This is a genomic window from Nostoc sp. DedQUE04 (assembly GCF_034530995.1).
Lineage (GTDB): Bacteria > Cyanobacteriota > Cyanobacteriia > Cyanobacteriales > Nostocaceae > Nostoc.
In genome coordinates, this window is sequence record NZ_JAVRCA010000059.1 from 40,205 (window position 1) to 55,020 (window position 14,816).

At 41.6% G+C, this 14,816-nt stretch carries 13 protein-coding genes; 9 read left to right on the forward strand and 4 right to left on the reverse strand.

What is annotated here, in order from left to right; genetic code table 11:
- Positions 1-544: 544 nt before the first annotated feature.
- From RM049_RS30050 to RM049_RS30060, 3 genes are all read left to right on the forward strand, one after another.
- A complete protein-coding gene (locus RM049_RS30050; RefSeq protein ID WP_322706764.1) occupies positions 545-760 on the forward strand; it encodes a hypothetical protein in 216 nt (71 codons plus the stop codon).
- Positions 761-943: 183 nt separating this feature from the next.
- Entirely contained in the window at positions 944-3,940 is a 2,997-nt protein-coding gene (locus RM049_RS30055; protein WP_322706765.1) for a UPF0182 family protein, read from the forward strand.
- A gap of 613 nt (positions 3,941-4,553) precedes the next feature.
- Entirely contained in the window at positions 4,554-4,937 is a 384-nt protein-coding gene (locus tag RM049_RS30060) for a hypothetical protein (protein ID WP_322706766.1), read from the forward strand.
- 171 nt (positions 4,938-5,108) lie between these two features.
- Here the strand turns inward: RM049_RS30060 and RM049_RS30065 are convergent, their stop codons facing one another.
- The gene (locus RM049_RS30065) at positions 5,109-5,387 is read right to left on the reverse strand and encodes a hypothetical protein (protein WP_322691158.1); all 279 of its coding nucleotides are present in this window, start codon (positions 5,385-5,387) and stop codon (positions 5,109-5,111) included.
- Between the two features lie 524 nt (positions 5,388-5,911).
- Here RM049_RS30065 and RM049_RS30070 point away from each other — a divergent pair.
- The gene (locus RM049_RS30070) at positions 5,912-7,051 is read left to right on the forward strand and encodes an FAD-binding oxidoreductase (RefSeq protein WP_322706767.1); all 1,140 of its coding nucleotides are present in this window, start codon (positions 5,912-5,914) and stop codon (positions 7,049-7,051) included.
- A 79-nt stretch (positions 7,052-7,130) separates the two neighbouring features.
- On the opposite strand, the gene RM049_RS30075 is transcribed toward RM049_RS30070, so the two are convergent.
- Positions 7,131-7,847, reverse strand: a complete 717-nt coding sequence (locus RM049_RS30075; protein ID WP_322706768.1) for a Uma2 family endonuclease — start codon at positions 7,845-7,847, stop codon at positions 7,131-7,133.
- A 297-nt stretch (positions 7,848-8,144) separates the two neighbouring features.
- Here RM049_RS30075 and RM049_RS30080 point away from each other — a divergent pair, with 297 nt between their 5' ends.
- From RM049_RS30080 to urtD, 5 genes are all read left to right on the forward strand, one after another.
- Complete coding sequence (locus tag RM049_RS30080) at positions 8,145-8,567, forward strand: ester cyclase (protein WP_322706769.1); 423 nt, start codon at positions 8,145-8,147, stop codon at positions 8,565-8,567.
- Between the two features lie 446 nt (positions 8,568-9,013).
- The gene (urtA, locus tag RM049_RS30085; protein WP_322706771.1) at positions 9,014-10,330 is read left to right on the forward strand and encodes an urea ABC transporter substrate-binding protein; all 1,317 of its coding nucleotides are present in this window, start codon (positions 9,014-9,016) and stop codon (positions 10,328-10,330) included.
- Between the two features lie 95 nt (positions 10,331-10,425).
- Positions 10,426-11,586 carry an urea ABC transporter permease subunit UrtB gene (gene urtB / locus RM049_RS30090; RefSeq protein ID WP_322706772.1) on the forward strand — a complete coding sequence of 387 codons (1,161 nt, stop codon included), beginning with the start codon at positions 10,426-10,428 and terminating at the stop codon, positions 11,584-11,586.
- A gap of 27 nt (positions 11,587-11,613) precedes the next feature.
- Positions 11,614-12,729, forward strand: a complete 1,116-nt coding sequence (urtC, locus tag RM049_RS30095; RefSeq protein ID WP_322706773.1) for an urea ABC transporter permease subunit UrtC — start codon at positions 11,614-11,616, stop codon at positions 12,727-12,729.
- Entirely contained in the window at positions 12,704-13,450 is a 747-nt protein-coding gene (urtD, locus tag RM049_RS30100) for an urea ABC transporter ATP-binding protein UrtD (RefSeq protein WP_322706774.1), read from the forward strand. Before urtC ends, urtD begins: the two co-directional genes overlap by 26 nt.
- Before the next feature lie 21 nt (positions 13,451-13,471).
- Here the strand turns inward: urtD and RM049_RS30105 are convergent, their stop codons facing one another.
- Positions 13,472-13,885 carry an Imm1 family immunity protein gene (locus RM049_RS30105; RefSeq protein WP_322706775.1) on the reverse strand — a complete coding sequence of 138 codons (414 nt, stop codon included), beginning with the start codon at positions 13,883-13,885 and terminating at the stop codon, positions 13,472-13,474.
- Between the two features lie 8 nt (positions 13,886-13,893).
- Complete coding sequence (locus RM049_RS30110; protein ID WP_322706776.1) at positions 13,894-14,601, reverse strand: deaminase; 708 nt, start codon at positions 14,599-14,601, stop codon at positions 13,894-13,896.
- Positions 14,602-14,816: the final 215 nt, after the last annotated feature.

Genomic DNA, 14,816 nt, shown 5'->3' on the forward strand with positions numbered 1-14,816 from the left:
CCTCGATCTCGTACTTCAACCTTCGACTGAGATCCAAGTGAATTCATCGTCGTTTTATTGTCCTGGCGCGGGCCAGTTGTGAGAGTGCTGTAGTGGCTACAAGATTGGTATAGCACGCTTGTCGGGCGAGAGCAACTGGCTATAATGCCCACACAACACTTGTCGGTAATTGAACTATTTTACTGGTATTTAACTGCTTAAATGTTCATCTCATCGTCAGCCTTACCCTGAGAACTCCGATGTTCTAAACTGGAACTACATTGTTAGCGATCGCCGATCGCACAAATCACGTTTAAGGATGGAGCATTTTGGGATTTATATCAAGTCCGGGTAATTCATTGTACCCTTCCCACTCTTCGGACTACGGTTTACACACAAGTCGAATTACCCCCCTTAATCCCCCCTTATAAAGGGGGGAAATAGGAAATTTGGTTCCCTCCCCTTTATAAGGGGAGGGTTAGGGTGGGGTAAAACCTTAGTTAATCAACTATTTGAGACTTGTGTGTACACCGTACTACTAGAATTTCGAGAGGAGGTAAAAACAATGCTACGAACCATTGAAGGAATTTATAAAAATGGCAAAATCGAACTAGCTGAAAAACCACAAGGCATTACTGAAAGCAAAGTCTTTGTTACTTTCTTAGAAACAAAACCCATGACTTGGCCAGAAACTATTATGCAACATCAAGGTGTAGTAAAAAGTATTATTTTTGAGTCCTACCGGGACGAACTGCTACCACCTAACGAAATCGAGTTTTAATGATGGGTTATTTACTCGCATAATTACGGCGCTTATGTTGCCCACCCCACAAAAATTATATAAATTTTAGATATGCAAACTAGATGTGGTTTAGCTTTTTGTTGTAACATCTAATGTTCGAGAATTTCAAAGAGTAAACGGTTTGCAAATAGAAAATTGGCGTTCTTCTTAAATTACATATCAATGTATTGGAAATGGGGCTTTAGGCTATTAATCGGATTTTTTGGGCTGTGGCTACTGTTGGATCTGGGTTGCCGTTTGGGAGCAGAGATTTTTTGGTTTCGGGAAGTCGGCTATCTGCAAGTATTTTTGTTGAGGCTGCTGACTCGTGGTATTTTGTGGGTAGTCGTGGCTGGGATAACTGCTGCCTATCTACTGCTAAACCTGGTTTTAGCACAACGGCTAAAATATTCCCAGTCTCTAAAGATTGAGCAAGCAGAACTCAACAGTGAATTAACAAATTTTCTCAGTCCTAGTTATCCAAGACGCAACGAAACCCGGATACTTACGCCACAACGCCCTCAAGCATTAAAATTGCGCTGGTTATTACCCTTAACTCTGATATTGAGCTTGTTAATTGGGTTAATGTTGGCTCACTATGGTCAAATTGCTCTTTTCTACTGGCATTCTCCAGTTAATCAGGCTATTCTACCCGTTCCCGCTCTATTTCGACTGGAGACAATCTGGCAACTTTTGAAGCAGATACTCTCTCAAGTCTGGTATCTCGGTTTAATTGGGGGAGTAGCGATCGCCATTTTAATCTATCCGCAATTTTTACTGACTGCGATCGCAATTCTCTCCAGTCCCATTTTTGCCTTTATCATCTTTCGACACTGGCCAAAGGTGCTGGAATATTTGCACCCTACACTTTTCAACAGCACTGAGCCTTTATTTGGTCGAGATATCAGCTTTTACGTATTTTCCTTACCTTTTTGGGAACTGCTAGAACTCTGGCTGATGGGTTTATGTTTGTATGGCTTCGTCGCCGTTACTCTCACTTATCTTTTGTCGGCAGATAGTTTGAGTCAGGGGATTTTCCCTGGTTTTTCACCCCAGCAACAACGTCATTTATTCGGTATGGGTGGCTTGTTGATGCTGGTAGTGGCTTTTAGTTATTGGCAAAGTCGCTATGAACTGGTGTATTCTAGCCGGGGAGTGAGTTATGGTGCTAGCTATACCGATGTGACAGTCCAGTTGCCAGCTTACACCGTTTTGGGGATTGTGGCAGTAGCGATCGCAACTTACCTCCTTTGGCGAACGTTTTTCTGGAAATCCAAATCTCGGTATCGTCGCTTTTTCTTTTATGGGTTAGGGGTTTATTTAGTATTAGTTGTAGCTGCTGATGTTGTTTTACCCACTGTGGTGCAATATTTAATTGTTCAACCTAATGAGTTGCAACGAGAGCAACCCTACATTCAGCGGACTATCGCCTTAACTCGTCAAGCATTCGATTTAGAGGCGATTGATTCTAGAAGCTTCAACCCGCAAGGAACACTGACTGAAGTTGATATTCAAAAGAATGCCTCGACAATTCGCAATATTCGCCTTTGGGATGAGCGACCACTTTTAGAAACTAACCGTCAACTGCAACAAATTCGGCCCTATTATCGGTTTCCCGATGCCGATATCGATCGATATACTCTCAAAACAGATGAACCTTCGCCTCAGCCGCCAGAACCTAAGCAGGAAGCAGTTGACTCAACAGAACGGCGGCAAGTATTAATTGCCGCGCGAGAATTAGACTACAGTGCCGTACCACAGGAAGCTCAAACATGGGTTAATCGTCATTTAATTTATACCCACGGTTTCGGGTTTACTGTTAGTCCAGTTAATACAGTTGGGCCGGGTGGTCTACCAGAATATTTCGTTAAAGATATTAGCGGTAATAGTAGCGCTCTCACAACTTCTAATCAAGCCGTTCGTGAAAGTATTCCCATTGGGCAACCCCGGATTTATTACGGTGAAATTACGAATACTTATGTAATGACTGGCACAAGAGTTAGAGAGCTAGACTACCCTAGCGGTAGTGATAATGTTTACAACTCTTACGAGGGTCTAGGTGGCGTTGAAATCGGTTCAATATGGCGACGGTGGCTATTTGCAATGTATTTGAAAGATTGGCAGATGGTGCTGACGCGGGACTTTTTGCCAGATACAAAAGTGCTACTGCGACGAAATGTCAAGCAAAGAATTCAAGCGATCGCACCCTTCCTCAAATTTGACAGCGACCCTTATTTAGTTGCTGCTGCTGCTAATCAAGATTTCCCCAGTAATCCCAGCTATCTTTATTGGATTGTTGATGCTTACACAACCAGCGATCGCTATCCCTATTCAGACACGGGTAGCGATGGTATCAATTACATTCGCAATTCTATCAAAGTAGCGATCGATGCCTATCACGGCACTGTGAAGTTTTACATTGCCGATCGAAGCGATCCAATCATTGCCACTTGGTCAGCGATATTTCCCAATATGTTCAAACCGCTCAGTACAATGCCAGTCAATCTCCGCAGTCATACCCGATATCCAGAGGACTTTTTCAAAATTCAATCTGAGCGGTTGATGACTTACCACATGACCGACCCCCAAGTATTTTACAACCGGGAAGACCAGTGGCAGATTCCGAATGAAATCTATGGTAGCGAACCTCGTCCGGTAGAGCCGTATTATTTGATTACTAGTTTACCCACCGGAGACTTTGTTGGCGAAGCCTCTGGTAGAGAAGAATTTCTTCTGTTTTTACCCTATACTCCCAGACAGCGGACTAATTTAATCGCTTGGTTAGCGGCGCGATCGGATGGCAAAAACTACGGTAAGCTGCTGCTATACGTATTTCCTAAAGAACGCCTGATTTACGGAACAGAGCAAATCGAGGCGCGGATTAACCAAGATCCAGTAATTTCTCAGCAAATTTCCTTATGGAATCGCCAGGGTTCGAGAGCGATTCAAGGTAATCTACTAGTAATTCCCATCCAGCAATCGCTGCTGTATGTCGAGCCAATTTATCTAGAAGCCACACAGAATAGTCTGCCAACCTTGGTACGAGTAGTAGTAGCTTACGAAAACCGGATTGTCATGGCGCAAACCTTAGAACAAGCATTGCAGGGAATCTTTAAACCAGAAGTGACACCAGCGCCGGCGATTATCCGTCCCTTTGAAGAAGCAGCCCCGCCAGGTTAAGTAGGGGAGGCAGGGGGAGCAAGTAAGGAGTAAGAAGTATTCGCTTATCAGCCCGGAACTTTAGCCTCGGAATAAATTCCGAGTCTCATAACCAAAGTCTTCTAAAAGAAGACTAAACAAGAAATTTAGTTTAGTCCTCTAAAAGAGGACTTTCGCTTATCAGCCCGGAACTAAAGTTCCGGGCGGGATATTTGCTCAGTGTGGGACTTTCACTTGAACAGAAATATTGGGTGAGTAGGATTTTTAGAGATGTGTGTACACCACGCCTTCACGTTTGAGTATTTTGCGCACTCTGGATCGAATTTTGCCTTCACGTTTGAGTGTTTCGCGCACTCTGGATCGAATTCCGTCTTCCCTGGATCGAATTTTGCCTTCACGTTTGAGTGTTTCGCGCACTCTGGATCGAATTCCGTCTTGGCTGGATCGAATTCCGCCTTCACGTTTGAGTGTTTCGCGCACTCTGGATCAACTTCCGCCTTCACGTTATCAGAAGTCGCTGGAAATTACTTAAATTTTAGGTTTTTAAATAAAAACCAATAATTTTACGTATGACAACTTTTGAAACAATTGTCCATTATAGAGTTATGGGAAATTTTAAAAATCAGTAGCAATTATGGCAAGACCAAAACGAAATTCACGTATTCTTAGCAAAGCTGAAACACGTCTAGCAAGCGTTAAATCTATCAATTCAAGTCTAAATGTCGGAGAAGGATTGTCAGTCAAAGATTATACTGGAAAAATCGAAAGCCTGCGACAATCTCTAGAAGCATACAATACTACCCTCTCTACTATTGATGTCTTGCTAACCCAGATCATTGAAAATGAGCAAGATTTAGCAGATTATTCTGAGCAAATTTTGCGTGGTATTGCTTATAAATTTGGTAAGAATAGCTATGAATATCAGATGGCTGGAGGTATTCGTAAAAGCGATCGCAAGCGTAATGTGCGTAAAAACGTGGTTTCTGCTGTCGGCGAACCCGCACCTACTGCTTTGTAAAGGATTACCAAGAAATAAATTATCCACTCTTGTGGGGTGGACATCTTGTCCGCCCTATGAACTGGGCGGGCGAGACGCCCACCCCACAATAAAAGTTGTATATTTTTTTATTTATCAGTCCCTAAATCGAATAGAAAAGAGACGTTGCATTGCAACGTCTCGACATTTAGGTTAGTGGATAAGAATCTGGCGGATTAAAATGCTCATTACCTTATCTGGATTCTCGGTGGGTACTAATGGACTCCAGTCTCCAACGCTGGCATAACCAATTACTTGTAAATAGTGGATGGTGCTGGTAACGGCTTTGGCAGAACCAATCAATGTATGTTTTATCGGTTCTCGCCGGGGTAATGGTTGTTGGGTTGGTTGATGGCTGGTGGATGTATCGAAATTTTCCCCAGACAAAAACTGTTTTAACTTGGACTGGGCAGATTCTGGTAATTGTGACATGATGATATTCATACTCCGATATTGGGGTTTATATAAAGGCGATCGCTGTCTTCTTTGCGGGATTTGGCGATCGCCTTTATCGATCTTGGGGTTTAGATAGGGGCGATTGCTGTCTTCTTTGCGGGATTTAGCGATCGCCTCGATCGTATTCTGATATTAGTGTATAATTTTATACTTGTCAAGCAGTAATTGAAAAATTTTTATTAGTAATTATCGAGTTTTAACGAAAATAAATTATGCATAATTTTAGTAATATTAGTTACTGAAATATCTATATAACTGAGTACAAATTATTGTTTTAGGGACTGACAAATAAAAAAACATACAATTTTTCTTGTGGGGTGGACATCTTGTCCGCCCCAAGCCTTGGGCTCTCGTGTCGCCCACCCCACAAGATTGGATAATTTATTTCTTGGTAATCTTCAAGAGATTGATGAATTACTATTACTATCTTCTCTTTGAGACGCTCCGCGAACGTCATTATCAATTACGAATTACCTTAACCTATTTATAATTTGCAAAATATGAAAACCTACGACTGGATTGTGGTTGGTGGTGGAATTACGGGTGCTACACTCTCTTACGAACTAGCGAAAAAAGGTTTTGCTGTACTTTTGCTAGAACAAGATGTTACACCACAAAATGCAACTCGCTATAGTTATGGCGGACTCGCTTATTGGTCTGGTACTACATTGCTAACTCGGCAATTGTGCGAAGAAGCGATCGCACGTTACCATATCTTATCTCAAGAGTTAGACGCTGATATTCAATTTCGGGAATTAGATTTATTGCTGACTATTTCAGCCGATAACGACCCAGAAACAACTGCGGCATCATATAATCATTTTGGCATTCCACCGCGTTTGCTCAGTATTCAAGAAGCTTGTGAGTTGGAACCGCAGCTAAATCCAGAGGCGATATCTGGGGCTTTAACTGTCAAACACGGTCATATTCACCCAGAAAAAACAGCACAAGCTTACATCCAAGCTTTTAAGCGGGCTGGGGGTGAAATGCAGATTACCCAAGTATTGCAAGTATTGCAAAATGGCGTCCAAACCACCAATGCAACTTTCCACAGCGCTAATGTTGTCATCTGTGCGGGTGGACTGGGCCGCCAGCTGCTCAAGTCTGCTGGTGTTTCCATCAAGCTGTATTTTACCCACGAAGAAATTATTGAAACCCCACTTGTTGATGTCAGGTTACGCACCTTAGTTATGCCAGCGAATCAGCAACGGTTTCAACTAGAAGCTGAATCTACTCAAGTTGATGAATTGTGGGATGAACTTGGTAACGAGTTAGTACCGCCAATTTTAGATGTGGGTGCAATTCAGTTTCAAGATGGTAGTATCCGCATCGGTCAAATTAGTCGGGCGATCGCAGATCCTCATGCCGAGGTAAACTCAGACGTAAGCGAAAAATGGTTGCGAAAAGGTGCTGGTCAAATTTTACCAGCATTAGAGCATTTACCAGGGACTTGGTATCACTGCTTAGTGGCATTTAGTAGCAATCAACTTCCCTTAATTGGTGCTATTCCAGGATTGGAAGGCGTTCATGTTTTCTCTGGATTTAGCAATCCCCTAGTACTTATACCACCTTTAGCAAAGCGCTTTGCTAATTTTGCAACTGGTCATGAAGATGAAATTATTACACAAATGCTAATCTAAAAGCCCGCAGTGAAAAATTGCTGTGGAATCTGCACTCAACGAAGGCACAAAATTTATAATTTCACTACCCTTATAGAAGTTATAAATTATCTGGATCGATACCTCGCTGTTGAAGACGATAACGCAAGTCTTGTAGGGCTTGTTGAGCGAGTTTCGCCTGTTGTTGAGCTTGTTCTATGCGTTCATCGGGGGTAGGGAAGCGATTGCCTGCTCTATCGAACCAAAATAACCAGTCTCGCTCCCAACCTTTATGAATCCCCGCAGCTACCCCAATTCCCAATTCCAACTCCGGTATCCAAAACTGTTCCTGCGACTGCAACACAAATTCATCGTCAACTCGCCGATATACCTCAAAGGGAGCATGATTATCTCGTTGCCAATATTCGGGATTGTAGATAACGTAATACAACACCCCTAAATCCAGATATTTCTCCAGCTTGATATCATATTCCCCGCCATAAGTTTGAGAGACGATTTCGACAACCAAAGTGGGTGGTGTCCAATTCTCTTCCCAAAGCACATAACTGAGTCTTCCATTCGGCGGTCGTCGCCATCTTTCCACACCCAAACTCAAAAACCCATCGGGGACGATGGATTTTCTCGGTGCAGTTGGTAGGTAGTAGATACCCATATCCACACCAAAAAACCAATCGGTGCGATCGCGCCAAATAGCTGACAAAATAGCTAACAGTAAGTTGGGAATCAGGTTTTGCAGTTCGTTATCCACCGGTGTACCGTCAGAGTCAGGAAGTTCAGCCGCCGTTGGGAGTGGCGGTAGGCCAATGGAGTATTCCATAGGATTGATTCCCTTGCAACAGATAAACTCATTTTATCAAAGGCTGGAAACGGCTAAGGGAGTTGCTGATGTCACTTAATATCGGGAACACTAAATCTGAAGTTCTGACTCTAATTCTTTAACTATTCTGACCGGAGCTTTCGGAGTCTCCGGCTTTGCTACTGAATTCTTACCGCAAAACTTTTCGGTCTACTGATTTTAGTTCAATCTTAAACTTGGTTAATTGACAATAGTGCAGCTTGTCTGTCTAAATAAATAACTAGAGTTCGCTTAATTTTCAGTAGAGGAACAGCAGCAATGTCTTCCATTGAGAACAACAAAATCATTGCTCAACGATGGATGGAACTTATTAGCGAGCATAAAATCGAAGAAATTTGCGAGATAACCGCCCCGAATTGGAAAATGCACGGTAGTTTACCAGGACTTCCCCTCGGCCCTGAAGGGGTACGCAAACTCTTTGGTTCATTTGGCTCTATCGAGCAGAAATGGACAATCGAAGACGTAATCGCTGAAGGTGACAAAGTTGTTGTGCGTGCGACTAATACCTGCATCCAAGACAGTTTTCTTGGCATACTAAGTCGCGGCCGTCAGCAGATATTTACTGCTACATTCATTCATTATATTGCCGACGGCAAGATAATTGAAACTTGGCGAAACGCTGACGACCTTGGACGGATTCTTCAACTTGGAGCACGGATTGAACCAGGAATATCTGAGTAATAGCAATAGTTGATTAAAACTATTGTTGTATTAACCAGCTATCTGTTCAGCACAGACCAGAATTTTGAAAAGAGATAAGTAGTAGACATAATTAAACATAAAATTTATCGCTCAGAGCAAGGATTATCAAGACTAAAGTCCTTACTACAAACTTTAAATTTATTTCTGCCTAGATACTTAGCAGTTTTTAACTGTCTAGAATCAAAGACGTTTCTGGAAGAGAAAGCTTTTGTTCTTCCATAACGTGTTGCATAGATATGAGAATCTTTATAAAGTTAATAAAGCTTAATCTTAAAAAGTTTGTTTTTTATTACAAAAACAAAGATTTTTGTATAAACCGTCACTTTTTACTAGTAAACTATCGCACTATTATCACACTTTAAAGTTTGATATTGTCAGCTTTCTATTAAGTTGGCTGATTCATCAAGAGGAAAATTCATAAAAAGATGAGAAGACAATTTAACCGACGCAAGTTTATAATCTACGGTTCTTTAACTTTTGGCAGCAGCTTTTTTTTGAAAGCTTGCGCAAATAATTCTCCAACTGCTACAGAGAGTCCAGCCGCACCTCCTGCTGCTTCCCCAGCGGCGGCTACTGCTGGTGACACGATCAAAGTAGGTATTTTGCACTCTTTGAGTGGTACGATGTCTATTAGTGAAAAAAGCGTTGTTGATGCTGAAAAGTTAGCAATCAAAGAAATTAACGCAGCTGGTGGTGTCTTAGGTAAACAAATTGAAGCAATTACCGAAGATGGCGCTTCTAACTGGGATACTTTTAGAGAAAAGGCAACTAAGCTAATCGATCAAGATAAAGTCGCTGTAGTTTTTGGTTGTTGGACTTCTGCTAGCCGCAAGAACGTTAAGCCAGTATTCGAGAGCAAAAACCACATGCTCTGGTATCCTGTACAATACGAAGGTCAAGAGTGTTCTAAAAATATTTTCTACACTGGCGCTGCACCCAATCAACAAATCGAACCATCTGTTGATTGGCTGTTAAAAAATAAGGGCAAAGAATTCTTCTTAGTTGGCTCTGACTACGTTTTTCCTCGGACAGCTAATACCATCATTAAAGCTCAACTAGAAGCTTTAGGCGGAAAAACAGTTGGTGAAGATTATTTACCTCTTGGTAACACAGAAGTTACACCAATTATCACTAAAATCAAGCAAAATTTGCCCAATGGGGGCGTGATTTACAACACCTTAAATGGTGATAGCAATGTTGCTTTCTTCAAACAATTAAAAGGGGCTGGATTGACACCAGATAAATATCCCTCCATGTCTGTAAGTATTGCCGAAGAAGAAGTGAAAGCAATTGGCGTAGAGTATCTCAAAGGTCATTATGCAGCTTGGAACTATTTTCAAACAATAGACACACCTGCTAATAAGAAGTTTGTAGCAGCTTTCAAAAAAGAGTACGGTGAAAATCGGGTGACAAATGACCCAATGGAAGCTGCGTATATTGCAGTTTATTTGTGGAAGCAAGCAGTCCAAAAAGCTGGTACTACAGACATAGCTAAGGTAAGTACTGCGGCTTATGGTCAAACTTTAGATGCGCCTGAAGGTAAAGTGACAATGGATGCCAATCATCACATATCCAAAATTGTGCGGATTGGTGAAGTTAGACAAGATGGTTTATTCGATATTGTCTATGCTACTCCGACAGCAGTTGAGCCGGTTCCTTGGAATCAATTTGTGAAAGAAACTAAGGGATTTGCTTGTGATTGGAGTGACCCTGCTAAGGGTGGTAAGTTCAAGAAAGTTTAAGTCATTAGTCATTAGTCATTAGTCATTAGTCATTAGTCATTAGTGAATAACAAAGGACGAATGACAAATGACCAATGACAAATAAGGAGAAATAAGTGTTAGCAGGATTCTTAGAAGCTGTATTTAATGGTATTAGTATTGGCGCGGTATTATTAATCGCAGCGTTGGGGCTGGCGATTATATTTGGCTTGATGGGCGTGATTAATATGGCGCATGGGGAATTGATGATGTTTGGTGCTTATACAACATTTGTTGTGCAAAATGTATGTAAGCAATTGGGTGGGTTGTGGTTTGAAGTCTATATATTTTTGGCTTTGATTATTGCATTTATATTCACGGCAGGTGTGGGATTAATTTTAGAAAAAGGTGTGATTCGTTATCTCTATGGACGTCCATTAGAAACTTTACTAGCAACTTGGGGAGTAAGTTTAATTTTTCAACAGTTTGTCCGCAGCGTGAATTGGGTATTGATAATTGGTATCGGCTTATTTTCTTTGTTGTTTTTTGGAGGTTTATGGATTTTAAATTCTCGCACTGATTTGGGAAGGGTTCGTAACTGGATTGTGGCGGTGATATTTTTATTATCGCTGGGGGTGACAATCACAACGGGCAATTTATTGAGTCAAACTTATCAGTTAGCAGTAACTCAACCTTGGTTTGGCGCTCAAAATGTAGATGTAACAGCACCGACTTGGTTACAAGCAGGGATATCTTTAGGTGGTGTACAAATACCCTTTGCCAGGTTATTTATTATTGCTTTAACAATCATCTGTGTGGCAGGAATTTACTTATTTTTACAGCGTTCTAGCTGGGGTTTAAGAATTCGGGCGGTGACGCAAAACCGGAGTATGAGTGCTTGTTTGGGTATCCCAACTCAAAAGGTCGACGCGATTACTTTTGCACTGGGTTCTGGTTTAGCTGGTGTGGCGGGATGTGCGATTAGTTTGCTTGGTTCTGTGGGGCCAAATACGGGACAAAACTATATTATTGATACTTTTATGGTGGTTGTCGTTGGAGGTGTGGGTAATTTAGCCGGGACGATTGTGGCGGCGTTGGGTATTGGTACGGCTAATTTTTTAATTGGTTCTGGGACTTTGGCTTTGTTGTTGACTCCTGTTAAACCTTTGACTGATTTTTTTACTTTTTTTGCAACGACAAGTATGGCGAAGGTGATGGTATTTGCGCTGATTATTGTGTTTTTACAGTGGAAGCCTGGGGGAATTTTTCCGCAGAAGGGACGTACTGTTGATGTTTAAGCCGCAGAGATGCAGAGGACGCAGAGAATGAGAAAGAAGGGGGGATTATTAATTGAGGTGGGGGTGACGATCGCGATCGCACTCTTCCTCATCATCATTATGCCACTGCTGCTGTCGGAGTTTCGCCTAAATTTGTTGGGGCGATTTTTATCGCTGGCGATCGCAGCTTTGGGTATTGATTTGATTTGGGGTTATACTGGTTTACTAAGTTTGGGACATGGTATTTTCTTTGGTTTGGGTGGATATGCGATCGCAATGTACCTGAAGTTGCAAGTCCCTACTGGAGAATTGCCTGATTTCATGGGGCTTTATGGGGTTACAGAACTTCCCGCCTTTTGGCAACCTTTTTATTCTTTTCCTTTGACAATAGCTTTGGTGGTATTAATTCCGGGGTTGTTGGCGGGATTGTTGGGATATTTGGTTTTCCGAAATCGCATCAAGGGAGTTTATTTTTCCATCTTGACTCAAGCCGGAACGATTGTATTTTTCAACTTCTTTAACGGTCAACAGCAATTTTTCAACGGTACGAACGGACTGATAGATTTTACAACTTTATTTGGCGCAACGGTCAGCGATGCCAAGACGCAGTTTATTTTCTACACGCTGACGGTAGTCTTTCTCGCAGCCACCTACGGAATTTGTCGCTGGTTGACAACTGGACGCTTTGGGAAGTTGTTGATAGCAATTCGTGATGATGAAAGTCGGGTACGATTTTCTGGCTATGACCCTACAGATTTTAAGGTGTTGGTGTTTGCAGTTTCCGGTGCGATCGCAGGTATAGCAGGAGCATTTTACACCATCCAGAGTGGTTCTGTATCACCCAGAGCAATGGATATTGCCTTTTCGATTGAAATGGTGATTTGGGTAGCAGTAGGCGGACGCGCTACTTTAATTGGCGCGATTGTCGGAACTTTGTTAGTCAATTATGCCCGCACTTTTTTAAGCGAACAATTTGCCGAAATCTGGCTATTTTTCCAAGGCGCACTATTTTTGATAGTCGTCACAGTCCTTCCTGACGGCATTGTGGGATGGTTGCGCAGTCAGAATATTTCTCTTTTCCACCGTCGTCAAGAAATTGCTACATATCCCACTTTAGAAGAAGACCCCGAAGTGCAACATGAACGCGAAAATATTGGAAACTGAAAATGTAACTGTTAGCTTTGACGGTTTTAAGGCTTTAAACCAGCTTAACTTTAGTATGGATGTGGGTGAATTACGAGTCGTAATTGGCCCAAATGGTGCGGGAAAGACAACCTTTTTGGATGTGATTACGGGGAAAGTTCAGCCAACCGTGGGGCGAGTTTTATTCAAAGGAAGAAACCTGCGTTCTTTACCTGAATATAAAATTGCCCGATTGGGAATTGGACGCAAGTTTCAAACACCCCGAATTTACTTAAACTTAACGCCTCGTGAAAATTTAGACATTACCAGTCACAAGAAGAAAAATGTCTTTTCTACTTTGTTTGAACCTTCTAATGCTGTGGAAAAGAATAATATTAAAGGATTATTAGAAACCATTGGTTTAACGCCGAAAGCCGATATCAGAGCAGCTTTACTTTCTCACGGAGAAAAGCAACGTTTAGAAATTGGGATGTTAGTAGCACAGTCACCTGATTTATTACTTGTTGATGAACCCGTTGCTGGTTTAACAGATGAAGAAACCTATAACATCGGCGAACTACTTTTAGCACTAGCGCAGAGTCATTCAATTTTAGTAATTGAACATGATATGGAATTTGTGCGTCAAATTGCTAAGAAAGTAACAGTGTTACATGAAGGTTCGGTATTGTGCGAAGGTAATTTTGAAGAAGTGCAAAATGACTCTCGTGTGATTGAGGTGTATTTGGGAAAACAGGAAGAATGAAACAATTCGCAATATGCATTTTTATACCCGCTCAACAACTTCATCTTTTTCCCAAATAACAGATTCTTCCATTGTCCCAAGCTCCACGAAAGCTTTGGCAGCTTTAAGGGTTGTATTCAAGTCAACGCAGGACGAAGCCGGATAAACACCTTCTTGCCCCCCAACTATCACGAATTCATCTATATCTGATTTAGATGGGTCAACAAGATAATGAAAATTCTCATTATCAAATGTCAAATACACTACGTATTTTCCTAAACCACCACTTACAGCCATGTGAGTTTCGCTATCTGTTTCTAAGGTTACAAGTGTTTTGTGATGCCCGTCCAACTCTCTAATAGCTGATTCTATTTCTTTCCAACTATGCGCTTGCTCGACACTTCCTTTGTTCTGATTTCCAATCCAATCTTCAACTGAAAATTTTGTGATGAACATAATTAACCTCACTTCAATGTAATTGTCTGACGACCGCTAGGGCTAATAACTTCTATTTCTTCTATACCAAGCTGTCTAGCCATTCCTTTCACACCTCCGTTTTGACCACACGCCCTACAAAGATCCCGATCGACTATTAAACGCGCTTTCCCTCCTCTTAATCCTGCATCAAAGGCTTGTTGGAAAGCATCAGCTTCAGCGTGTGTGCGACTAATTGGATTTACTTTAAGTGTAATCTTTCTGCGATTGGGATTGCTGCCAGCACTGATACCAAAAAAAACGCTACTACCTATCTCTAACTTTGCGATTGTAGCGCGATCGTCCTCACTACCTGCTGGACTCAGACCAAGCTGTTGCCTATACTCTGCTAATTCTTCAAAAATAAGCTTATATTTAAGCTGTTGGATCTCCAATGCTGGAGCTAAAGTGTTTATATCTGGATTTTTTACTACCTCTTCTGAGCCAACAGGACAGCTATAAACTACATAAGTCCATATTCCTGGATTACCAGCTTCAGCACTTTCACCCTCATAAAAAGTAACCGTTCCATCTTCTTCGCACTCATAATAACCTGAGTAAACATCTTCCCAATCGCAATCTGAGTTTTCTAGCACCCATCGAATTTTAGCTAATACACCAGCAATATGATGAGGTTCAGTTTCTCTCTGGACTAAACGCTCTCCTTCCCACTCATAGTTGTGTAACTCAAGAGGCATTGCAACAAAACTTTGAAACAGAATTAGGTTCCATAAACTGGAACCTCAATAATAGCCTAATGCCTAATGTCCACCAAGTAATCTCAAAATTACTGTAAATTAGTGAATTAGTTCTTATTTAGGAAAACAGGAAGATTAAAAAATACCATAACTTCTCTTCCAGGACTTACGCAACTGGCACAATGCGATCGCTAATTACTAGTACATAAGTATTA